General features: G+C 62.3%; 20 protein-coding genes and 1 tRNA gene. 16 read left to right on the plus strand and 5 right to left on the minus strand.

Features of this window, described 5'->3' with window-relative positions; all coding sequences use genetic code 11:
- The first annotated feature begins 37 nt into the window (after positions 1-37).
- Positions 38-1,318, plus strand: coding sequence for a DUF6350 family protein (locus AAFP32_RS05185; RefSeq protein WP_350270901.1), 1,281 nt, complete (start codon positions 38-40; stop codon positions 1,316-1,318).
- Between the two features lie 101 nt (positions 1,319-1,419).
- On the opposite strand, the gene AAFP32_RS05190 is transcribed toward AAFP32_RS05185, so the two are convergent.
- The gene (locus AAFP32_RS05190) at positions 1,420-1,866 is read right to left on the minus strand and encodes a hypothetical protein (protein ID WP_096177513.1); all 447 of its coding nucleotides are present in this window, start codon (positions 1,864-1,866) and stop codon (positions 1,420-1,422) included.
- Positions 1,867-1,973: 107 nt separating this feature from the next.
- On the opposite strand from AAFP32_RS05190, the gene purN reads away from it, so the two are divergent.
- The 4 genes from purN to AAFP32_RS05210 all read left to right on the plus strand — a co-directional run bounded on the left by purN (position 1,974) and on the right by AAFP32_RS05210 (position 4,892).
- Complete coding sequence (purN, locus tag AAFP32_RS05195; protein ID WP_350270902.1) at positions 1,974-2,594, plus strand: phosphoribosylglycinamide formyltransferase; 621 nt, start codon at positions 1,974-1,976, stop codon at positions 2,592-2,594.
- Positions 2,595-2,643: 49 nt separating this feature from the next.
- A complete protein-coding gene (gene purH / locus AAFP32_RS05200) occupies positions 2,644-4,227 on the plus strand; it encodes a bifunctional phosphoribosylaminoimidazolecarboxamide formyltransferase/IMP cyclohydrolase (RefSeq protein WP_350270903.1) in 1,584 nt (527 codons plus the stop codon).
- Between the two features lie 133 nt (positions 4,228-4,360).
- Complete coding sequence (locus AAFP32_RS05205) at positions 4,361-4,570, plus strand: DUF3017 domain-containing protein (RefSeq protein WP_233429528.1); 210 nt, start codon at positions 4,361-4,363, stop codon at positions 4,568-4,570.
- Positions 4,571-4,709: 139 nt separating this feature from the next.
- Complete coding sequence (locus AAFP32_RS05210; RefSeq protein WP_101644498.1) at positions 4,710-4,892, plus strand: antitoxin; 183 nt, start codon at positions 4,710-4,712, stop codon at positions 4,890-4,892.
- A 152-nt stretch (positions 4,893-5,044) separates the two neighbouring features.
- Here AAFP32_RS05210 and AAFP32_RS05215 read toward each other — a convergent pair whose 3' ends face one another.
- Both AAFP32_RS05215 and AAFP32_RS05220 read right to left on the minus strand, forming a co-directional pair.
- Positions 5,045-7,549 (minus strand): UvrD-helicase domain-containing protein, encoded by a 2,505-nt coding sequence (locus AAFP32_RS05215; protein WP_350270904.1) that lies wholly within the window; start codon positions 7,547-7,549, stop codon positions 5,045-5,047.
- 160 nt (positions 7,550-7,709) lie between these two features.
- Positions 7,710-8,129, minus strand: a complete 420-nt coding sequence (locus tag AAFP32_RS05220; RefSeq protein ID WP_350270905.1) for a hypothetical protein — start codon at positions 8,127-8,129, stop codon at positions 7,710-7,712.
- 63 nt (positions 8,130-8,192) lie between these two features.
- Between AAFP32_RS05220 and AAFP32_RS05225 the strand changes: the two genes are divergently transcribed.
- The 6 genes from AAFP32_RS05225 (at position 8,193) to pth (ending at position 13,428) form a co-directional block, all read left to right on the plus strand.
- A tRNA-Gln gene (locus AAFP32_RS05225) sits at positions 8,193-8,264 on the plus strand.
- A gap of 33 nt (positions 8,265-8,297) precedes the next feature.
- A complete protein-coding gene (gene glmU, locus AAFP32_RS05230) occupies positions 8,298-9,755 on the plus strand; it encodes a bifunctional UDP-N-acetylglucosamine diphosphorylase/glucosamine-1-phosphate N-acetyltransferase GlmU (RefSeq protein ID WP_350270906.1) in 1,458 nt (485 codons plus the stop codon).
- Positions 9,748-10,719, plus strand: coding sequence for a ribose-phosphate diphosphokinase (locus tag AAFP32_RS05235; protein WP_350270907.1), 972 nt, complete (start codon positions 9,748-9,750; stop codon positions 10,717-10,719). The genes glmU and AAFP32_RS05235 overlap by 8 nt, the downstream gene beginning before the upstream one ends.
- Before the next feature lie 120 nt (positions 10,720-10,839).
- The gene (locus AAFP32_RS05240; protein WP_350270908.1) at positions 10,840-11,862 is read left to right on the plus strand and encodes an alpha/beta hydrolase; all 1,023 of its coding nucleotides are present in this window, start codon (positions 10,840-10,842) and stop codon (positions 11,860-11,862) included.
- A gap of 157 nt (positions 11,863-12,019) precedes the next feature.
- On the plus strand, positions 12,020-12,655 hold the full coding sequence (locus tag AAFP32_RS05245; RefSeq protein ID WP_350270909.1) for a 50S ribosomal protein L25/general stress protein Ctc: 636 nt from the start codon (positions 12,020-12,022) through the stop codon (positions 12,653-12,655).
- Between the two features lie 173 nt (positions 12,656-12,828).
- Entirely contained in the window at positions 12,829-13,428 is a 600-nt protein-coding gene (gene pth, locus AAFP32_RS05250; RefSeq protein ID WP_350270910.1) for an aminoacyl-tRNA hydrolase, read from the plus strand.
- An 8-nt stretch (positions 13,429-13,436) separates the two neighbouring features.
- Here pth and AAFP32_RS05255 read toward each other — a convergent pair whose 3' ends face one another.
- Positions 13,437-14,189 (minus strand): rhomboid family intramembrane serine protease, encoded by a 753-nt coding sequence (locus AAFP32_RS05255; protein ID WP_350270911.1) that lies wholly within the window; start codon positions 14,187-14,189, stop codon positions 13,437-13,439.
- Between the two features lie 106 nt (positions 14,190-14,295).
- A complete protein-coding gene (locus AAFP32_RS05260) occupies positions 14,296-15,753 on the minus strand; it encodes an arylsulfotransferase family protein (protein ID WP_350270912.1) in 1,458 nt (485 codons plus the stop codon).
- Between the two features lie 85 nt (positions 15,754-15,838).
- On the opposite strand from AAFP32_RS05260, the gene mfd reads away from it, so the two are divergent.
- From mfd to eno, 5 genes are all read left to right on the plus strand, one after another.
- Positions 15,839-19,432 (plus strand): transcription-repair coupling factor, encoded by a 3,594-nt coding sequence (gene mfd, locus AAFP32_RS05265; RefSeq protein ID WP_350270913.1) that lies wholly within the window; start codon positions 15,839-15,841, stop codon positions 19,430-19,432.
- A gap of 145 nt (positions 19,433-19,577) precedes the next feature.
- A complete protein-coding gene (locus tag AAFP32_RS05270) occupies positions 19,578-19,772 on the plus strand; it encodes a CsbD family protein (RefSeq protein WP_101619978.1) in 195 nt (64 codons plus the stop codon).
- A 109-nt stretch (positions 19,773-19,881) separates the two neighbouring features.
- On the plus strand, positions 19,882-20,340 hold the full coding sequence (locus AAFP32_RS05275) for a MazG nucleotide pyrophosphohydrolase domain-containing protein (RefSeq protein WP_350270914.1): 459 nt from the start codon (positions 19,882-19,884) through the stop codon (positions 20,338-20,340).
- Positions 20,337-21,152, plus strand: a complete 816-nt coding sequence (locus AAFP32_RS05280; RefSeq protein WP_350270915.1) for a tyrosine-protein phosphatase — start codon at positions 20,337-20,339, stop codon at positions 21,150-21,152. The genes AAFP32_RS05275 and AAFP32_RS05280 overlap by 4 nt, the downstream gene beginning before the upstream one ends.
- A gap of 82 nt (positions 21,153-21,234) precedes the next feature.
- Positions 21,235-22,515 (plus strand): phosphopyruvate hydratase, encoded by a 1,281-nt coding sequence (gene eno, locus AAFP32_RS05285; RefSeq protein WP_350270916.1) that lies wholly within the window; start codon positions 21,235-21,237, stop codon positions 22,513-22,515.
- Positions 22,516-22,759: the final 244 nt, after the last annotated feature.

The raw sequence follows: 22,759 nt of genomic DNA on the forward strand, positions 1-22,759 counted from the left end.
CCAGGAAGCAGGTGCCGAGTCAGCGAAAATGGAAGAGATGCACACTTCTCCGCACTCTCGAACCCACCGCCATCCAGTCCTGCTGGGACTGCTGGAGGCACTGCGAATCGACCTCATCGCCGTCCCCGCGGCCTTCGTCATCGCCACCGTCTTCTGGATCATCGGACTCGGTTCACAGCTGCCGTATTCGATTATCCCGGAGTGGGCATTCGCCCTGTGGGGCGTCGTCCACGGCCTGAGTGTGTCGACGATGGGCTTCGAGTTCTCGCTGGCTCCGAGCCTGATCACACTGGGCGTGTGGTTCTTCTTCGCCGCAGGCGCCAAACGGCTGGTCGCCGGCTTCACAGAAGCAGGCCTCGATGACACCGAAAGTATGGAAGCTTCCTGGTGGAAGCCGGTCCTCGTCGCGGTGGCGACCTACGTCATTGCCTATGCCGTCCCTCTGATCGTATTGACCCTCTTGGTAGGGGAGGGGACGCTGACACCATTGGGCTTTCTCCGACTTGCACTCATGCTGCTGTCCGCCTCGGCGGCCGGGTTCCTTTGGGTGCGCGGTGTCGACGACATCCCGCGACTGCAGAATCTCGACAGCGAAGTTTGGGATGCCGGCGCATACCTGGTCAAGAGGCTCCTCTGGGCAGCGGCGTTCCTCTCGGTCCTCGTCCTCGCCACCGGCATCGTGCTGAGGTGGGACGAACTGGCCCAGTCACTGCAGGGCTACAGCTCACCCCTGTCGGCCGGCGTGGGCCTGCTGATGATTCAGATTCTCTTCGCTCCGGGAATCCTGTTCGCCTCCCTGTCCTGGATCGCAGGCACCGGTGTGAGTGTGGGAGACGGGGCGGTGAGCTCGGTGTTCCAGACCGCTGCGGGACCAGTTCCACATGTTCCGGTGCTGCAGTTGCTCGTCGGTGACTACCCGGCGTGGACGAATGCGGCGCCGGTGCTGCTCGTGCTGGTCGGAGTGCTCAGCGTCATCGTCGGGCGGGGCCATGCCCGCCTGGTGATGATGGCTTCGTGGCCCGGGCTGGCCACTGCGGCAGTCAAACTCTTCGTCGTGCTCCAGGTCCTTGCGATCTTCGCGAGAGGGGCCATGGGGCCGTTGGGTCTTTCGGCATTCGGGCCCTCGGCACTGACATCTGCGCTGGTTATCACCGCGTGGCTGGCGGTGGGAATGGCTGGGGGGCTGCTCCTGACCAGACTCTCCGATATGCAGGCCGGACTCCAGGCCTCCGAGGACAAGGAGGGTTCCGACGAAGACGACGAGCCCTTCGGTCGCATTGGAGATGAACGAAGCGCCGACTATTCAGACGATGACTGATCGGATGATGACGACGATGGCTGGGCCGGGCCGCGAGGGCGGACGAAGGCGAAGTTACAAGGACTGAGCGGCAAAGACCGGTGCTGTGGACCGGGGATGTCTCAGTTCGTGCCGGGCAGGTCCTGGCCGGTCAGCTGCTTGAACCAATCGCCAAGGCCGGTCTGATATTCCGACGTGCAGGAGAGCTGGGCCTGCTGAGTGATGGCATCGCGCACGCACTCCTCATACTTCGACTGGACTGGCCAGAGGACAACGGACGACAGCGTCGAGAAGATGAGGTAGATGCTGAGCAGTCCTCCCAAAATGCCCAGAGACATGTTGCGCTTCTGCTTCGTCCTGACCACGGCGATGATGTAGCGGATCGACCATACGACGGCGGCAATGGCGAATGCGATTGCCGCGACCTTGAACGGCAGCGGGTACGTGAACGTCAGGACCGAGGCGAGGATCAGCAGGATCAGGACCAGGCCATGTCGAGCGGGCGCGGCCTGCTTCTCCTCTTCGGGAGTGGGCGCGCTTTTCTCTTCAGTATTGTTTGGTGACGTCACAGCAATAGTTTGTCACAGTCCACTGACAAATGCCTTGACGGAAGTCAGAGTCCGCAGTCTTCCAGCCCGCGACCGACAGCAGGTGATTCAAACGTTAGAATGGGTCTGTGCGCATCGTTCTTCTGGCATCCGGCTCGGGTACCCTCACACAGGCAGTCATCGACGCATTCGCCGAATCGCATCGCGGGGTCGAGATCGTCGGGGTCGGATCCGACTCGCAGACGGCGGGTGTTCTCGACCGGGCGAAAGCCCACTCGATCCCCACCTTCGTCGTGCGACCCAGGGACTGTGCGAGCCGTGAGGATTGGAATCTCCACCTGCGTGACGCCGTAGCAGACCTGTCACCAGATTGGGTGATCTCGGCCGGATTCATGCGGATCCTCGGCCCCGCATTCATCGCGGCCTTTCACAACCGCATCATCAACACCCACCCGGCTCTGCTGCCGGCGTTCCCCGGCGCACACGGTGTCCGCGATGCGCTAGCCCACGGTGTGCGCATCACCGGTGGCACCATCCACCTGGTTGACTCTGGGGTTGACACGGGCCCGATCATCACTCAATTTGCGGTTCCCATCAGCGACGAGGACACAGAAGACACGGTGCACGAACGCATCAAGACCCAGGAGAGGTCGGAGCTCGTCCGCCTCCTGACCCACCTCGCACATCACAACCTCGTCATCGATGGACGGCATGTCAGCGGATATGCCCCCTCGGCATTCCCTGCCTGACCCACTCACCAACCGCACGAAACGGCAACCGAGCCTTCAAGGAGGACTTGTGACAGGAACCCGCGCGATCAAAAGAGCGCTCGTCAGCGTCTACGACAAATCGGGATTGGAGGATCTGGCCCGCGGACTGCAAGCCGCCGGTGTGCAGATCGTGTCCACCGGTTCCACAGCAGCGAAGATCGCCGAGGCGGGCGCTGCAGTCACGAAAGTCGAAGACCTGACAGGGTTCCCCGAATGTCTCGAAGGCCGAGTGAAGACCCTGCACCCGCGGGTCCACGCCGGCATCCTCGCCGATTCGCGCAAGCCGGATCACATGAGGCAGCTCGAAGAGCTCGAGATCGAACCCTTCGACCTTGTCATCGTCAACCTCTACCCATTCGCCGAAACCGTGGCCAGCGGAGCCGGCTTCGACGACTGTGTGGAGCAGATCGACATCGGTGGACCCTCCATGGTCCGGGCAGCGGCGAAGAACCACTCGACCGTCTCCGTCATCACCGACCCCAGCGATTACACCGCCGTCATCGAAGCGGCACAAGGACAGGGCTTCGATCTCGACGCCCGGCGAGGCTTCGCCGCCCGGGCCTTCGCCCACACCGCAGCCTATGACACCGCCGTGGCCTCCTGGTTCGCCGCCGAAGTCGCTTCCGGTGCAGAGAAAGCAGGAGCCGGCGATTCAGCCTCGGCGGCTGGCAAGCCTGCCTTCGCAGGAGTCACGGGGGAGAAGCTGACCGACCTGCGCTACGGCGAGAACCCCCACCAGGCCGCGGCCGTGTATTCCGACGGAACACGTGGCATCGCCGGTGCGAAACTGCTGGGCGGCAAGGCGATGTCGTACAACAACTACACGGACACCGATGCCGCGATTCGTGCGGCCTTCGACTTCGACCGCGCGGCTGTGGCAATCATCAAGCACGCCAACCCCTGCGGGATCGCCGTGGCAGACACTGCGGCCGCAGCTCACAAGGCAGCACATGCTTGCGACTCCCTGTCCGCCTACGGTGGGGTCATCGCGACCAACCGTGAGGTCGACGCCGAGCTGGCTGCCTCGATCAAGCCGATCTTCACCGAGTGTCTGGCCGCACCCTCGTTCTCTGCCGAAGCACTGGAGCTGCTGTCAGGCAAGAAGAACCTGCGCCTGCTCGAACTCGGTGACGTCGATTTCGCACCCTCGGAGATCAAGCCGATCACCGGCGGGTTCCTCGTGCAAGACCGCGATGCGTTCCAGGCCGACGGCGATACGCCGAAGAACTGGACCCTGGCCGCGGGCACACCCGCTTCCGCCCAGGTGCTGGCCGATCTTGAATTCGCGTGGAAGGCCTGCCGTGCAGTGAAGTCCAACGCAATTCTCGTGGCCAAGGACGGTGCGTCCGTGGGCGTGGGCATGGGCCAGGTCAACCGGGTCGACTCAGCGAAGTTGGCCGTCGAGCGGGCCGGTGAGGAGAGGGCAACCGGTGCCGTGGCTGCCTCGGATGCCTTCTTCCCCTTCGCAGACGGACTTCAAATCCTCATCGATGCCGGCATCAGCGCGGTTGTGCAGCCAGGTGGCTCCATCCGTGATGATGAGGTCGTCGAAGCGGCCGAGAAGGCAGGGATCACCATGTACCTGACCGGGAGCCGCCATTTCTTCCACTGAGAAGACGAAGCCCCACCCACGCCATGCCAGGCGTGGGCGGGGCCCGATCGCCAAGCGCTGGATCTATTGGAAACGGCGCTACTCGAACCCCGTACTCCGCGACTGGGCTCTCTTGGCCTGTCTGCTGGGCATCTTGATTGCGGCCGCATGCACCATCATCGACTTCCGTCTCGGCGCGATCGTTTTGGCCGTTGTGCCGGCCGGGTTGGCGATGATGCGTGCGATGCCCGATCCTTGGGCTGAGGTCTGGGCCAATCGGTCGAAGAGCGTCGACGTGGCGACGGGCCTGTTTTTCGCTCTGGTTCTCGTGGCTTTGGCGTTCGTTGTTCCGGAATCACGCTGAAGCTACCGGCAGCCGAACTGCAGTCACTTTATGCATTTCCTGAGAAATGGGAAGGTTTGGTTACACCAGAGCAGAATAAATGACAGGGTAAGAGATGTAAGGAGGTTCGCAAGAACCTTTTCCATTGAAGGGAGACAGTATGGGACTCGACGATCTTACAAACAAAGCCAAGGACGCCATGAATAGCGACAAGGGTGAAGAGTTCAGCGATCAGGGTCTGGATAAGGCTACTGACTTCGCCAATGACAAGACCGGCGGTAAGTTCGAAGACCAGATCGACAAGGGTCGCGACGGCGCCGATGACAAGCTTGGCAACGAATGATCTTTAACCCATAGCCGCGTCCGGCATGGGAAGGCGCCGAGGTGAATGCATTTCACCTCGGCGCTTCTTTTATGTCTGCACGTTGGTGGGGCGGTGAACCGGTGGGCGGCAACTGGATGAGGGAGCGGGAGAGATTCTCCTGGTGGTGGTTCTCAGCCGAGCTTTTCGATAGGGGCGTAGCGCAGCAGGAGGCGCTTCGTGCCCAGGGAGCCGAAGTCGACGACAGCCACTGTCTTGTCGCCGACACCGTTGACCTCTGTCACTGTTCCGAGTCCGAAAGACTCGTGTGAGACCTTCTCGCCCACCGACACGGTGATGACCTCTCGGTTGGGCCGGATCCGATTCGGGAAACCGGCCACAGGAGAGGAAGAGCTTGCGGAACCTGAGCGCGAGCGAGACGAACTGCCCGATTCCCGGGCGGAACCGAACCCGCCGCTGCGCGAGCCACTGTAGCCCTGGCTGCCCCCGCCATAGCCGCCGGAAGAGAAGCCGCCGAGGCTCGATGAGAAGGTGCCGGTGTTCTCCCATTCGATCAGGTTCTCGGGAATCTCGGCGAGGAACCGGCTTGGCGGGTTGTACTGCGGTTGTCCCCACATACTGCGTGTCTCCGCACGAGTGACGATCAGGCGCTGCCGGGCCCGGGTCAGACCCACATAGGCCAGGCGACGTTCTTCTGAGAGTTCGTTGGGGTTCTCAAAGGAACGGGCGTGGGGGAAGCCGCCGTCCTCGAGGCCGGTGAGGAAGACGACCGGGAACTCCAGACCCTTCGCTGTGTGCAGGGTCATGAGCGTGACCTGTCCAAGTTCGGCATCGGGGATCTGGTCCGTGTCGGAGGCCAACGCCACCTGCTCGAGGAAGGCCTCGATCGACGAACTTCCTGCCGCAGAAGACTCAGGAATATGCGCACCTGCATCACCTTCGTCAGCAACCGCAGCATCACTCTCGGCGATCTTGCTCACCGCGGTTTCGGCATCGGCATCGTCCTCATCGTCTTCATCGCCGGTGCCGGCCAGGGCCTGAGTGGCGACGAAGTCTTCGGCCACGGCCACGAGCTCGGCGAGGTTGTCGACACGTGACTCGTCCTGCGGGTCTGTGCTCTTCTGCAGCGACTCAAGGTAGCCGCTCTGCTCGAGAATCGCCTCGATGACCCGCGAAAGCGGAGCCGCCTCGGCAGTGGCCGCCAGGTCACGCATGAGATCGTAGAACTTCGACACGGAGGTCTTCGCCCGGGCGGACAGATGGACGATCTCATCAAGACGTCCCAGTGCCGTGTAGAAGCTGATGCCCTCACGATCGGCGAAGTCTGCGACGATGCCCTCGGTGCGGTCACCGATGGCCCGCTTGGGGACGTTGAGGATGCGGCGCAGATTCACATCGTCGTCCGGATTGGCGACCACGCGCAGATACGCGAGTGCGTCCTTGATCTCCTTGCGCTCGTAGAATCGTGTGCCCCCGACGACTTTGTAGGGGATGCCCGAGCGGACCAGTGCATCCTCTATGGCGCGGGATTGAGCATTGGTGCGATAGAAGACGGCGAAGTCACCATAGGTGTACTTCTCATTGTCGATGAGTTCATCGACCCGGTCGACGATGAAACGGGCCTCCGACTGCTCGTTCTCCGCTACCCAGCCGACGATGGATTCGCCTGTGCCTTCTGACGTCCACAGTTTCTTGTCCTTGCGGTCCTGATTGTTTGCGATCACAGCATTCGCGGCATCGAGGATGTTCTGTGTGGAGCGATAGTTCTGCTCCAATAGAATCGTCTCCGCATCGGGGAAGTCCTTCTCAAACTCCACGATGTTGCGCACGGTCGCCCCGCGGAAGGCATAGATCGACTGGTCAGCGTCACCGACGACTGTCAGCTCAGCACCGGTGGCACCACCGGCGCCGTCGCCAGCCAGAGTCTTGATGAGGGCATATTGGGCTGGGTTCGTGTCCTGGTACTCATCGACGAGGATGTGCCGGAACCGTCGGCGGTAGAAGTCGGCCACCTCGGGGAAGGCACCGAAGAGATGAACAGTCTCAGCGATAAGGTCATCGAAGTCGAAGGCGTTGGCCAGACGCAGGCGGGAGGTGTAGCGCTTGAACACGTCGGCAAGGACCTCATCCGCGGGGTTGTTCGGCCGGGGCATGAAGTCATCGGGTGTCTGCAGGTCGTTCTTGAGATTGGAGATCCGGTGCAGCATCGATCGCGGCGTGTACTTTTTCGTGTCGATTCCGAGTTCCTTAAGGATCTGGGACACGAGCCGCTGAGCGTCCTGGGCATCGTAGATCGTGAAGTTGGTCTTCATGCCCAGCACCTTCGCCTCACGACGGAGGATCCGCACACATGAGGAGTGGAAGGTCGAGACCCACATCGCTCGCGAAGCCGGACCGACGATGGAGCGCACACGCTCAGCCATCTCCTTGGCCGCCTTGTTCGTGAACGTGATCGCCAGGACCTCACCGGGATGCGCTCGGCCGGTGGCCAGAGCATAGGCGATGCGTCTGGTCAGAACGGTTGTCTTACCCGAACCGGCACCCGCCACGATGAGGAGTGGTGAACCCGTATGGGCAACGGCCTCGCGTTGTCGCGGGTTGAGTCCGGTGAGGAGTTCGGCCGCACGTGAGTCGGCTCCCGGAGTGGCTTCTTCGATGTTTTCAGCTGCAGCAGTCATGTCCCGATCAACGATACCGTCCGGGACTGACGCAGAGAAAAGGGCCGGGAGAACGGCAGAGCCGACTCAGCCACCTTCCGGGTGCTGCGCAAACCCAGTTAGAGGTTGCCCAGCGCCCGGAAGGTGGCCAAAGGACTGCGGGAAAGTTGGGACGAGAACTTCAGTGGACGAAAACGGCCACCAGCACATTGATGATCGCTCCGGCGAAGACCAGGTGCGCCATCGTCGCCGAGGGGTTCTTCACCGCTGTCGCGACGGCTCCATCGGTGCCGCCTCCAGCAGGTGCGACATTCGCAGCCGAGCCCGCAGCGAAGGCCTTCTGCTTCTTGTTGCCGATGAATGCGAAGACGGTGACGAGAATCGCAATCAGGAGTTTGATGCCGATCTTCATGTGGTTGACGTTGCCGTCACCCATCTCGGCGATCGTGAGCAGGAGAAGGCCGGTGATCAGCTGAAGGTAGGCGCCGTGCAGCATGCCGGGAGCAACTTTGGGAGAGCGGATGAGAGTAAAATATCCTCCCACGATGATGGCCATTCCGATGAGGTGGAGGGCAAGTAAAATCTCGCGAAGAATTTCCATACGGTTCATCGTAGTGGCATGATGGTGTCTCGTGAGCGCGGGCCCTCAACTGGTGCACGCTGTTCCGCCCTGGTGTAATGGCAGCACGCCGGCCTTTGGAGCCGTGTGGTATAGGTTCGAATCCTATGGGCGGAGCTGGCCCAATCCGACTTGCGAAGGATTCAACAGATGTCGCAGACCAGACCCATCGCCGTCATCGTTCTGGCCGCAGGCCAGGGCACCCGTATGAAGTCGACCCTGCCGAAGGTCCTGCACCCGATCGGTGGCCGTTCCCTGCTCCACCACTCGATCGCGGCAGCCGCCGGCGCCGCTCCCGAGCACCTCGTCGTCGTCGTCAGACACGAACGCGACCAGCTCGTCTCTCATCTCGAATCTCTTCCGATCAATTCCACGCAGACGGTGCTCATCGCCGATCAGGACGAGGTTCCCGGCACCGGCCGCGCCACGGAATGCGCGCTCACCCAACTGCCCGAGGACCTGTCCGGCACCGTGGTCGTGACCTACGGCGATGTGCCCTTGCTGACTGCTGACACGATCAACAGCCTCGTCGAGGTCCACGAATCCTCACACAACGCCGTCACCGTCCTGTCCGCCGAGGTGGACGATCCCTCCGGGTACGGGCGCATCGTCCGTGACGCTTCCGGAGCCCTGCTGCGCATCGTCGAGCAGAAGGACGCCAGCGATGATCAGCGCAGCATCAGGGAGATCAACTCCGGCATCTACGCCTTTGACGCCTCGGCGCTGAAAGAGGGTCTGGGCTCACTGACCACTGACAATGCTCAGGGTGAGAAATACCTCACCGACGTGATCGGATTCTCTCGCGACGCCGGTCAGTCCGTCGCCGCCACCGCCACCCAGGACCTGTGGCAGGTCGAGGGTGCCAACGACCGTGTGCAGCTGGCCAACCTCGGCAAGGAGCTCAACCGCCGCGTCTGCGAACAGTGGATGCGCGCAGGCGTGAGCATCATTGACCCTGACACCACCTGGATCGACATGGACGTGTCCCTGGGTGAGGACGTCACGATCCTCCCCGGGGTTCAGCTCCTCGGTGCCACCGACATCGGCACCGGCGCCGTCGTCGGTCCCGATTCAACCCTCAAGGACACCGAGGTGGGTGCTGGCGCACAGGTCATACGCACACATTCGGAACTCGCCGTTGTCGGGCCCCATGCCAAGGTCGGACCGTTCGCCTACCTGCGGCCTGGGACCAACCTCGGCGAGGATGGAAAGATCGGCACCTTCGTGGAGACGAAGAACGCCGACATCGGACGCGGGGCGAAGGTGCCGCACCTGTCCTACGTCGGCGATGCCGAGATCGGCGAGGGTTCCAACATCGGTGCCGCATCGGTCTTCGTCAACTACGACGGTGTCAACAAGCACCGCACCGTCGTCGGAAAGCACGCACGCATGGGCGCAGACAACATGTACGTTGCCCCTGTCACGGTAGGCGACGGCGCCTACTCCGGTGCGAGCACAACGGTGCGCAAAGATGTCCCTGTGGGAGCGCTTGCCATGACCGTGGCGCCACAGCGTAACCTGGAGGGCTGGGTCGTCAGCAACCGCCCCGGCACACCTGCAGCGCAGGCAGCCGAGGCCGCATCTGAAGGGGAACCGGCAAGTGAATGAAATTACGACGGCGGGCGAAAAGAAGCTCGTCCTGGTCAGCGGGCGCGCGAACAATGAGCTTGCTGAGCAAGTCGCTGAGAACCTGGGGACAGAACTTCTCCCCACTGACATTTACAACTTTGCCAATGGAGAGATCTACGTCCGGTTCTCCGAATCGGTCCGCGGCTGTGACGTCTTCGTCCTCCAGTCGCACTGTGCACCCATCAACGAATGGCTGATGGAGCAGCTCATCATGGTCGACGCGCTCAAGCGTGCATCGGCCAAGAGGATCACGGTCATCGCACCGTTCTTCCCCTACGCCCGGCAGGACAAGAAGCACCGTGGACGGGAGCCCATTTCGGCTCGCCTCGTGGCCGATCTCTACAAGACAGCCGGTGCCGACCGCATCATCGCCGTGGACCTGCACACCGCGCAGATCCAGGGCTACTTCGACGGGCCGGTCGATCACCTCATCGCGATGCCGATCCTCGCCGGCTACGTCAAGGACAAGTATCCGACCGATCTGGCCGTGGTCTCACCGGACGCCGGCCGTATCAAGGTCGCGGAGAACTGGTCGAACTCCCTGGGCGGAGTGCCGCTGGCCTTCATCCATAAGACTCGTGACATCACGCGCCCGAATGAGACCAAGGCCAACCGCGTCGTCGGTGAGGTCGAGGGCCGCACCTGTGTCCTCGTCGATGACATGATCGACACGGGCGGCACGATCGTCCAGGCCGCCGACGCCTGCATGGCAGCCGGAGCCACCGGAGTCATTGTGGTCTCGACGCACGCGGTGTTCTCCGGCCCGGCCGTCGAGCGTCTGTCGAACTCCGTTGCGCAGGAGGTCATCGTGACGAACACGCTGCCGCTGACCGAGGACAAGATGTTCGACAAGCTCACCGTGCTGTCGATCGCTCCGCTGATCGCCCGCGCCGTGCACGAGGTCTTCGAGGACGGATCGGTCACCAGCCTCTTCGAGGTCTGAGCTACCTTTCCCGGCATTCCAGCTGATTCGAACCCCGAGCCGATCTTTCGGCTCGGGGTTTGTTCTGTGGTGTGGAGTTCGATCTACACTGGAGACAACTGAGTGAAGGGAACCGTGACGATGTCGTCCCACGATTACAACCGGTACCGGGTGAGCGTCTTCGGCGGTGAACTGTCCGTCGGCGTCTGGGAACCTGTGGCCTACGGGCCCGGTCGCGTTCCCACCGTGTGCGTCATCCACGGCATCACCTCGAACCATCTGTTCTTCGCCGGTCTCGCCTCGGCGCTGCCCGGGGTGCGCATCATCGGTCCCGACCTGCGCGGACGTGCAGACTCTCGTCTGCTGGGTGGACCGTTTGGGATGAAGGCCCATGCCGAAGACGTCCTCGTCGCCATCGACACCTTCGCCGATCCTGGGCCGGTCACACTGGCCGGACATTCCATGGGCGGGTTCGTCGCCATGACAGTGGCCGGTATGGGCGCCGGTGTCGGTTCCGACACCGAGGTGGCCGACCGTTTCCATGGCCCCGTCCTCATCGACGGAGGGCTGCCCTTGCCAGTGCCACCGGCCGGGGGAGACGAAGCCACAGAAGCCCCCGACGATCTCAACGACCATGATCTCGAAACCGATGACCTCATCGCCGCGGTGCTCGGGCCCGCCGCCGAACGACTGTCGATGTCATTTGCCTCGGTCGAAGAGTACCTCGCGTTCTTCGCCGCACATCCGGCCTTCGTCGATGGCCTCGACACTGTGGCCACTGAGAGCTTCGTCTACGATCTCGCGGCCAAAGACGATCACAGTTTCCAACCTTCGACATCCATCGAGGCGATGCAGGCCGACGCGGCGGACATGTACTCCGGCGGCGCCTACCAGAACGCATTGGACCAGATCATGAGCAGCCAGCGGCGCCAGTCCGAAGTGACCTTCCTCTTCGCCGAACGTGACCTCGTCGCGTCCGAGCCCGGTCTCTACCCACCGGAACTGGTGGCCTCCTACCGGCAACGGTGGGAGGACCTGACAGTCATTGAGGTGCCCGGCACGAATCATTACGACATCCTGCTCACGGAGACAGGCATCGATGCCTGCGCTGAGGCTGTGACCGCCCGACTTGGCGCCACCGATGAAGGTGGCCTAGAATCATAGGGTTGCCTCGGCGAGGGAAACACTTGTTTCCGTGATCGACGCGGTCCTGACCCACAACGCTGACCGGCCCTTCGGAGCCGATTTGAGTCAGTGCAGTGTGGTTGAAGGCTGTTTCGCCGTGGTGCTTGCAAGATAAGTACACCACGAAGGAGAGAAAATGGCTGACTTCAAACTCATCGCCGAACCCCGCAATGAATTCGGCAAGGGCGCTGCCCGCCGGACTCGCCGCGCTGGACGCATCCCCGCAGTCGTCTACGGACACGGTGGAGATCCTGTGCACATCTCGATTGATGGCCACGCCACCATGATGGCACTCAAGCACGCCAACGCCCTCTTCGAGATCGAAAGCACCGACGGTGCCAAGAACGTTCTCGCAATCGCTCGCGACGTGCAGACTGATCCGGTCACTCGCCAGATCGAGCACCTTGACCTGATCATCGTCAAGCGCGGCGAAAAGGTCGAGGTCGACGTTCCAGTCCACATCATCGGCGAATCCGTTCCGGGCACCATGGTGCAGCAGGAAGAGTCGACGATCCTCATCAAGGCCGACGCCACCAAGCTGCCTGAGTACATCGAGGTCACCGTCGATGGTCGCGCCGCCGGCGAGCACGTTCTGGCCGGACAGGTCGAGCTGGCTTCGGGTGTCGAACTCGCTGCCGATCCCGAACTTCTCGTCGTCAACGTTTCGGAAGAAGCCGAGATGGACACCGAGTCGGATGCAGACGAGACCGACGAAGAGTCGACCGAGGAGTCGGCCGAGGACTCAGCAGCGGAGAAGTCCGAGGACGAGTGACCTCGACTTCTTCCGTCTGCGCCCAGCATCTGGGCACAGCCTGAGGCACGAATTCGGTGGGTCGTTGCAGAAGCGGCCCACCGAATTCGTTCTGTGAACACGCAAGGTGTGGGGCATCCTGGCTGACCGGACAACCTCGATGAGCAGCGAGAAAGAACGAGCGAAGGACGACGATGACGAATGAGGCATGGCTGGTCTTCGGCCTGGGCAATCCTGGCCCCAGATACGAATCGACCCGACACAACATCGGACAGATGGTCATTGCCGAACTCGCACACCGTATCGGCGTCAATCTGACGCGAACCAAACTGCGTTCCAACGTCGGCACGTCCCGACTGCCTTCAGGCTCAGTTCCCGGGGTTCCGGGGCCACGAGTGGTGCTCGCAACGTCGACGGGCTATATGAACGAATCCGGCGGCCCGGTCAGGCAACTGGCCGATTTCTATTCGATCGACACCGACCGGATCATCGCCGTCCACGACGACGTGGACATTGCCTTCGACTCGATCAAGGCCAAGGTGGGCGGGGGAGAGGGCGGACACAACGGACTGCGGTCGATGACATCGGCGCTGGGGACGAAGAACTATCCCCGCATCCGTGCCGGCGTCGGACGTCCCATGGGGCGTCAGGACACTGCAGACTACGTTCTCAAACCCTTCTCCAAGGACGAACGCGCAACACTGCCGATGTTCATCTCGGATATCGCAGATGCCGTCGAGATGTACATCGTCGAGGGGTTGGAGAAAGTGCAGCTCGAATACCACTCGAAATGACAGTGTCATCATCGCTCAGACGCCGGTCGCTTCTCAGACGGGCGACTCGGACGCCTGCGGTGGATGAACCAGGCTGCGAAGATGCCTCCGGCGAAGCCGAACAGATGCCCCTGCCAGGAGATCCCATTGGCCTGCGGCATCATCCCGAACACCATGGACGCGCCGTAGGTGATGAAGACGAAGAAGCCGATGGTGAAGTAGACGATCTTGCGGAGCACGTCGTCGGTGAACCAGGTGCGCACGGCCAAGTAGCCGAAGAAGCCGAAGACGATGCCAGAGGCTCCGACGATGTGCTGACCAACCGGCAGCGTCGTCAGCCAGGCTCCGAGCCCGGACACCACGGCCGTGATGACGGTGACGAGCCAGAATCGCCGTGCCCCCTCGATGGCGATGCACAGGCCGAGAATGAGGAAGGGGAACGTGTTGGCCGTGAGGTGCCCGTATCCCGAGTGCAGGAGGGGAGACGTGATCACCCCGTAGAGGGACAGCGGGTTCCAGGACGCCAGGCTGAACATGTCGAGATCAGCGGGCAGGATGGTGTCGACGATCTCAATGACCCACATGATCGCCAGCAGGACGAGAACAGGGACGAATCGCGAGAAGCGGTGATCGCGACTGACGGTGGTCCGCAAGTTGGCGATCTTAGGTTGTCCTGAGTGTGGGTGACCGCCTGACCTGGGTGAATCGGGGGCAGTTGATTCTTTGCCGAAGATGAACTGGGATTCTTCAGCGGTGAAGCGAGGGGACTGGTCGGGGCTCATGCTTCAATTGTCGGTGATGAAGCTTGGAGAACGCCGAAGAACCGGGACCTGCGGACAATCGTTTCCGATCCGTTAGTCCCGTTACGGTCTTGAGATCTCCGGTGCCTCAGTCCACCGCAGTGCTGCCGAGTCGCTCGTTGTTCTCGTCCACGGCTTCGACGACGATCCGGGAGCCGGCGGGCGTGATGTCAGCCGCGGTTTCGAAGCCCGTGCGATCCACGACTGCGGTCTCCTCAAGCTGCTCCTCGCTGTCGCCGCTGAGGATGCGCCAGGCCGCGACGCTGCTCGCTCCGTTCCAGCTCATGTGCACCCGAGTGATGCCCTCACCCGGTTCGGACTTCGTCGCCGTGGGCGGTGCTGACGGGGTCGCCTGCCAGGCGAGGCGGTAGGCCCGATAATTCGAGCCGCCCGTGAAAGTGGCATCGTAGAGCAGCTTGCCATCGTTGGTGAATTCCGAGAAGTAGGGTTCGGAGCCCCAGCCGATGAACACATTGCCGTTGTCGAGTTCCTGCAGATTGCCTTGGCTTCCCGATGAGCGATCGTCGGGGGCTGGGTACTCGGTGTCGACAGTGGCCTTCTTCGTGTCCTCATCGACGTCGAGGCGCAGCCCTCGTGTCTCGCCGAGGCGGGGCGCGGCATGGTTGTCGAAGAGGGTGATCGTGCCGTCGTCGCGGCGGATGGCGTCGTGCTGCCAGGCGAAGGTCGCACCCTCGCCCATCTCGAAGTCGCTGGCAGATCCGCCCAGCACCCAGTTCAGGTCGGTTGTCTTCCGGTCGAGCTGGTAGATCGCATGGGTGTTGCGGGCGGAGACGAGCAGGGAATCACCGTCGTCTTCGGACACCGAATTCACATGGATGTAGTCGAAGGGCTCTTCCTCTGTGCCTTCGCCGTCTTTGAGTTTCGACTGTGTCTGGTCGATGGGAACGTCGTCGAGCGATCGCCATTCGACAACGGGATCTCCGGAGTCGATGTCGACCTCCTGGACCACTCCCTCCCAGGCCCAGCCGTCCTTCGGGCCGCCGACGGAGCTGAGATCCGTTTGGGTCTTGATGTAGGAGAGAAGGAGCATCGTTCCGTCGTCGGTGATCGTCGTGTCGTGCAGATCGACGGTCTTGTGGGCTATATCCCCGCCCATGCCAACACGTGCGATCTCGTTGTAGCTGTCGTCGAGCATGACAACCTCACCGGCGGTGTGGGGAGTCTCGGCCAACCCCTCCCACCAGGTGAGAACGGGTTCGTCCTTGTACTCCTGGACCCGCAGGTCCCACATCTGGCCTGAACCCTGCCGGATCCAGACCGGCTCTCCGGCCGAGTCGAGGATGAGTCCGCCGACCCAGGACTCCTCGTCATCGCCAGTTTGGCCCTTGGGGGCGAGGAACGTCTTGAGATCATTCTCTTCTTCGGGCGGCTGAGAGTTGACGTCGATGTCGAACTTCGGCGGGTCCAGGTCGGGCCTGGTCTGGAAGTCCCAGTGTTCGGGTTGTGGGACTTCTTCTTCGGCGGCGCATCCTGACAGGAGCAGCGCCGCGGCCGCCACAGATGCGAACAGGGTCCGGTTAGACATGTCATCATCTTCACACGTTTCCACGAAGAGTGGTTGGAGTCTGGTCGCCGCAATTTCTCGTGTCAGGCCGGTGGCCTAGAATTGCATGGTGCTCAACGGACTCGATCTCACACGCCAGAACTCCACCATCACTGACCTCGTCTCAGCGTTCAACGACCAGGAGACAGCAGGTGGAACGATTGATGCGATCAGAGGTCTGTGGCCATCGATCCTGCGCCGAACGCTGGTGTCGGCTGATAGTGATCCGTCCACCTCGGCGCCGCAGCTCATCGTCACGGCCACCACGCGTGAAGCGGAAGACCTGGCCCGGTCGCTGGCGGACTGGGTTGCCGAGGATTCGATCGCGATCTTCCCCAGCTGGGAGACCCTCCCACACGAAAAGCTCTCACCTCGGTCTGACACCGTCGGAGCGCGTCTGCAGATTCTGCACCGCCTGGCCCACCCGAGCCCGGACAGGCCTCTGACCTTCATCATCGCCCCCGTGCGCGCTTTCCTGCAGCCGTTGGTCAAGGGGCTCGGCGACATCGAGCCGGTGGAATTGGCCGTCGGCGACGAATACGAGATCGACCAGCTTTCCCACCGCCTCACCGAACTTGCTTACTCACGCGTGGACATGGTCTCCCGCCGAGGAGAGTTCGCGGTTCGCGGCGGCATCGTCGACATCTTCCCGCCGACCGAGGATCATGCCCTGCGCATCGAGTTCTTCGGTGACGAGATCGACGAGATCCGCGAGTTCTCCGTCAGCGACCAGAGATCCATCCGCGCCGAGGCGGACGCTGTGCCACTGAAGCTGTCGGCTCCACCCTGCCGGGAACTCCTGCTCACCGACTCCATCCGGGAGCGTGCGGCCGCACTGTCACAGACGCTGCCGGCAGCATCGGACATGCTCGACAAGATCGCCGGAGGTGTCGCCGTCGAAGGCATGGAATCACTGTCGGCGGTGCTGGCCGATGGCATGGAGCCGATCATCGCTCTGCTGCCCGAATCCACGAAGATCATCATCACCGAACCCGAACGGGTGCAGGCCAGGGCCGCCGACCTCGTCGTGACGACGAACGAATTCCTCGAAGCAGCATGGTCAGGGGCCGCAGCCGGCGGCGAATCCCCGATCGATCTGTCTGCTGCGACGTTCCGGACAATGGAAGAGATGGAAGCCGGCGCTCGCCTCATCGGCTTGGCCTGGTGGGAGCTCGGCGGATTCGCCACCGACGAAGAACTCGTCTCACCCGCGGAGAATCTGTTCTCCGTTCCGGCTCGCGCGCCTCGAGGATATGCCGGTGACGTCGAGGCGATTCTCACCGACGTCAAGGGACTCATCCACAACAGGTGGCGCATCCTCGTGCTCACTGAAGGACAGGGGCCGGGCCAGCGCATGGTCGAGGTGTTCTCGGAGGCTGGCGTGCCGGCGACATTCGTCGATGACCCGACAGACATTGCAGAAGCTCTGGTGACCGTGACCACGGCCGCGCCCTTCGGCGGATTCGTCTTCGATGACCTCAAACTGGCTGTGCTCACAGAAGCCGAAGTGCTCGGTCGCGCCGCAGCCACCTCGACGAGGGACATGCGTCGCCTGCCCACCCGACGAAAACGCAATCAGGTGGACCCGCTCAACCTGGCACCCGGGGACTACGTCGTCCACGACCAGCACGGTGTCGGCAAGTTCGTTGAGATGACGCAGCGAACGACCGGCAAGGGCCCGAACAAGCACACCCGCGAATACCTCATCGTCGAATACGCCCCAGCCAAACGCGGTCAGCCCGGCGACCGCCTGTATGTGCCCAGCGACGCGCTCGACCAGGTCAGTCGCTACGTCGGCGGGGAGAGCCCGAGCCTGAACAAGATGGGCGGCGCCGACTGGTCGACGACAAAGGCCAAGGCCAGGAAAGCGGTCAAGGAGATCGCGGGAGAACTCGTTCGCCTCTACTCCGCGCGTCAGGCCACCGTCGGTCACACCTACGGGCCCGATACCCCGTGGCAGCGTGAATTGGAGGATGCCTTCCACTACGTGGAGACAGCCGACCAGCTGACGACCATCGACGAGGTCAAGGGGGATATGGAGAAGGCGGTGCCGATGGATCGTCTGATCTGCGGCGATGTCGGCTACGGTAAGACCGAGATCGCGGTTCGAGCCGCGTTCAAGGCGATCCAGGACGGTAAGCAGGTTGCTGTGCTCGTCCCTACGACACTGCTTGTCCAGCAGCACTTCGAGACCTTCGCCGAACGCTACTCGGGGTTCCCCGTCACCGTCGGTGCGCTCTCGCGCTTCCAGACTAAGAAGGAGTCGGACAAAGTCGTCGAGGATCTGGCCGCGGGCAAACTCGATCTGGTCATCGGCACGCACCGCCTGCTCAGCGGCGAGGTGAGATTCAAGAGCCTGGGACTGGTCATCATCGACGAGGAGCAGCGCTTCGGCGTCGAGCACAAGGAGACGCTCAAGGCGATGCGCACGAACGTCGACGTGCTCGCGATGTCCGCGACTCCGATCCCGCGGACCCTGGAGATGGCAGTGACCGGCATCCGCGAGATGTCGACCCTAGCCACCCCGCCCGAGGAACGCCATCCGGTGCTGACCTATGTGGGCAAGAAAGAGGACAAACAGATCAAGGCCGCGATCCGTCGTGAACTGATGCGCGAGGGCCAGGTCTTCTATATCCACAACCGCGTCAAGGACATCGAATCCGTGGCCGGTCACATCGCCGAACTCGTCCCCGAGGCCCGGATCGCGATTGCCCACGGAAAGATGAACGAACAGCGACTGGAGCAGGTCATCGTCGACTTCTGGGAGAAGAAGTTCGACGTGCTCGTGTGCACGACCATCGTCGAGACCGGCATCGACATCTCCAACGCCAACACACTCATCATCGACCATGCTGATCGGTTCGGGCTGTCCCAGCTGCACCAGCTGCGGGGTCGAGTCGGACGCGGCAGAGAACGTGCCTACGCCTACTTCCTCTACCCGGCTGACACCCAGCTCACGGAGACTGCCCACGATCGGCTGACGACGCTGGCCGCCCACACCGAACTCGGCGCTGGCATGCAGGTGGCCATGAAAGACCTCGAGATCCGCGGCGCCGGCAACCTCCTCGGCGGACAGCAGTCCGGGCAGATCGAAGGGGTCGGATTCGACCTCTACGTGCGCCTCGTGGGAGAGGCCGTTGCGAACTTCCGTGGCGAGGACACGGAACCCGAGGCCGACATGCGGATCGAACTTCCTGTCGACGCGCACCTGCCGGCCGAATACGTTGCCCACGAACGTCTGCGACTCGAGGCCTATCGGAAACTCGCGGCAGCGGCCAACGAGAACCAGCTGCAGGAAGTCCTCGACGAACTCGTCGATCGGTATGGTCCCTACCCAGAAGCCGTGGGAGTGCTCGCCGATGTCGCCCGGCTGCGGATCAGAGCCAAAGCCTCGGGCATCAACGACATCGTCGTCCAAGGCAACTTCGTCCGCTTCGGCCCGCTCGAGCTCGAGGATTCGCAGGTCGTGCGCCTCAAACGCCTGTACCCGAAGTCGCTGCTCAAGCCGGCGATCCGGTCGGTGCTCGTGCCCAAGCCGATGTCCGGAAGCGGCTTCGATGCGAAGGAGATGACGGATTCCGACATCCTGCGTTGGGCCCACCAGTTCCTCGACGCGATCGTCCCCGTCATCGTCTCCGAGGTCGTCGAGGCTGGAGTCTGAATGCCAAAAGGCCGCGACGATTGAACCACGATGATCGACTCGATAGGAATCTGCGCGTATTCTGAAAACTCACATTCATCCGCCTTTCCTGGCGTAGAGTGAGAATACGGGTACAGAAGTACCGTGAGACTTAAGGAGAGCCACCATGGGTTTTGACGACAAGTTCGACAACAAGGCCGAAGAATTCTCTGGCAAGGCCAAGGAAACCGTCGGTGAGGCCACCGGCGATGATGAGCTCAAGGCAGAGGGCTCCGCAGACCAGCTCAAGGGCAAGACAAAGCAGGTCGGCGAGAAGGTCAAGGACCTCGGAAACGACGTCAAGGATAAGTTCAGCAAGTAATGCAGAACTCGACCCCCATCGCGCTTGCGGTGGGGGTCATTCTTATTGTTCGACCCTGATAGCGCGTCGAGCCCTCGCAGCGGCGCAGGAATCGGAAGGTGTCACAACAGTGGAGCAGCCAGAGACAGCGGGCGTCATCGGTGCTCGGACGCAGGGAGCAATCGAGGCAATGGCGACATTGCGGCGCCGGTGCCCCTGGTCGAGCCGGCAGGACCACAGCAGCCTCGAGAAGTATGCGCGTGAAGAGACCGAAGAGCTCATCGAAGCGCTTGCAGACTACCGAGCCGATCCGAACCCGGACCACCGCGCCGCCGTCGTCGAGGAGCTCGGCGACGTCTTCTACCAGGTGCTCTTCCACTCCGCTCTGCTGGACGAGAGTGGCTCCGCTCCCTACGGGCACACCTTGGGGATGATCGTCGAAGGGCTGGAAGCAAAACTCATCCGCCGCCATCCCCTGGCATTCGGTGAGGACGCCAGCGATGAGCAGATGGCATCCCTCGAGGACGTCGAGCGGGAGTACCGCCGGATCAAGACCGAAGAGAAACAGCAGAAAGACACGAATCAGTGAGCTTGGACCGGATCGACATCGAAGGCACATTCAACTTCCGTGACATCGGAGGATCTCCCACCTCGGCGGGGGAGTTGAGAGTCGGAACGGGGAAGGTCTACCGCTCCGACGGTCTCGCTCAACTCACCGACAGGTCGCGAGTCGACATCAGAGCACTCGGGATCAGAACCGTCGTGGATCTGCGTGACGTCGGGGAACGCTCCAAGTTGCCCGATGCGCTCGAAGGACTCGAGGTGGAACACATCGAGCTGCCCATCTTCGACGATCACTTCTTCCCCGCGAAACAGCTCAGCCGCGAGGAGATGGCGAAGGTCGCCGAGGCAACTGGGATGGACCTCTCCGATCGCTCGCTGAGCAAGATCTATGACCTCATGATCGGTCATTTCGGACCCCGTCTGGCCAAGGCAGTCGACGTCGTTGCACAGCGTTGCGAAGGCGGAGTGGTCTTCCACTGCTCTGCCGGCAAAGACCGGACCGGTGTCGTCGCCGCCTTCATCCTCACCCTTCTGGGCGTCGGGCGTCACGAGATCCTCGAGGAGTATGCGATCACCTCGCAGCACCTGTCAGGAGGATTCCTCGAGAACATCATCAGGAACTTCTCCGACGCCGGCATCTCCGGGAACCTCGCCGAGACTGCAACAGCGGCACCGCCGGAACTCATGGCGAAGATCCTCGACTCCATCGACGCGCAGTACGCCAAGAGCGGAGTCGAATCCTATCTGCTCGAGCATGGAATGGACCCGGCGAGCCCGGATAGACTGCGCGGGCAGCTGTTGACGCCTGCGGACAGAGAACAAACCGTCCGGGACTGAAAATGAGCTCGGTCCTTCGGTGCACTAAGCTGTCCTGCAGGCACATGTTCCCCATGTGAAACCAATTGCGAAGGAGTAATCAGTGGCTGAGATTGTTGCCGCAAACGCCCGTGAAATCCTGGATTCCCGGGGAAATCCCACCGTAGAGGTGGAAGTGCTGTTGGCCGACGAATCTGTCGGTCGTGCTGGTGTCCCATCCGGTGCCTCCACCGGTGAGTTCGAAGCTGTGGAGCTGCGCGACGGAGACCCGGAACGTTACCTGGGCAAAGGCGTCACCAGTGCTGTTGACGCAGTCGTCGATGAGATCCATGAAGCTATCGTCGGTCTCGAAAGTGATGATCAGCGTTTGGTCGACCAGGCCCTGATCGACCTCGATGGAACCGAGAACAAATCCCGCCTGGGTGCCAATGCCATCCTAGGCACCTCGCTGGCAGTTGCTCGTGCAGCAGCCGTGTCCGCGGACCTGCCGCTCTACCGCTACCTGGGCGGACCGAATGCCCACGTCATGCCCGTTCCGATGATGAACATCCTCAACGGTGGGTCGCACGCTGATTCCAACGTCGACATCCAGGAATTCATGATCGCCCCGATCGGAGCGGCCAGCTTCCAAGAGGGTCTGCAGTGGAGCGTCGAGGTCTATCACGCGCTCAAGGGCGTGCTCAAGGAGCGCGGCCTGTCCACCGGACTCGGCGATGAGGGCGGGTTTGCACCGAACCTCGACTCCAATGCCGCGGCACTCGACCTCATCCTCGAGGCCATCGAACTCGCTGGGCACCGTCCGGGCCGCGACATCGCGGTGGCACTTGATGTGGCATCTTCTGAGTTCTACTCCGATGGAGCCTACGAATTCGAAGGCGATAAGAAGTCGGCTCAGGACATGGCTGCCTACTATGAGGGCCTGCTTGCCAAATACCCGCTGGTGTCGATCGAAGATCCACTCGACGAGAACGATTGGGAAGGTTGGGCCACCCTGACCGAGTCCATCGGCTCAAAGGTTCAGCTCGTCGGCGACGACCTGTTCGTGACGAACCCCGAGCGCCTCCAGCGCGGCATCGACAACAGCACCGCCAACTCGCTGCTGGTCAAGGTCAACCAGATCGGCACGCTGACGGAAACCCTCGATGCAGTGTCGCTGGCGCAGACCAACGGCTACACGACGATGATCTCTCACCGTTCGGGTGAAACCGAGGACACGACGATCGCCGACCTGGCCGTTGCCACGAACGCAGGCCAGATCAAGGCCGGCGCTCCGGCACGGTCCGAGCGCGTGGCCAAGTACAACCAGCTGTTGCGTATCGAAGAGCAGCTCGGCGACGCCGCCCGCTACGCCGGCCGAGGAGCCTTCCCACGCTTCGACGGCTGAATGGCTTCGTCCCCGAGGCGGGGGTCAGGTGATCATCAATGGTCACCGGACCCCCGCCTCGGCGCTATTCATCGCCAAAATTCTCCGGAGGAAGCACAGCGTCCCGGCGGCCACAAAACCTCCCGGGACTCGCAGAACACCCCGGGAGTCACCCAAGTCCACCTGTCCCGCGCAATTTATACTGCTGCAGAGGTTGTTCACGAAGCTGCAGGGGAGGGGTGGCCATTGCGGCTGTTGCAGCAGT

This window comes from Brevibacterium sp. CBA3109 (assembly GCF_040256645.1).
In the GTDB taxonomy this organism is placed as follows: Bacteria; Actinomycetota; Actinomycetes; order Actinomycetales; family Brevibacteriaceae; genus Brevibacterium; species Brevibacterium koreense.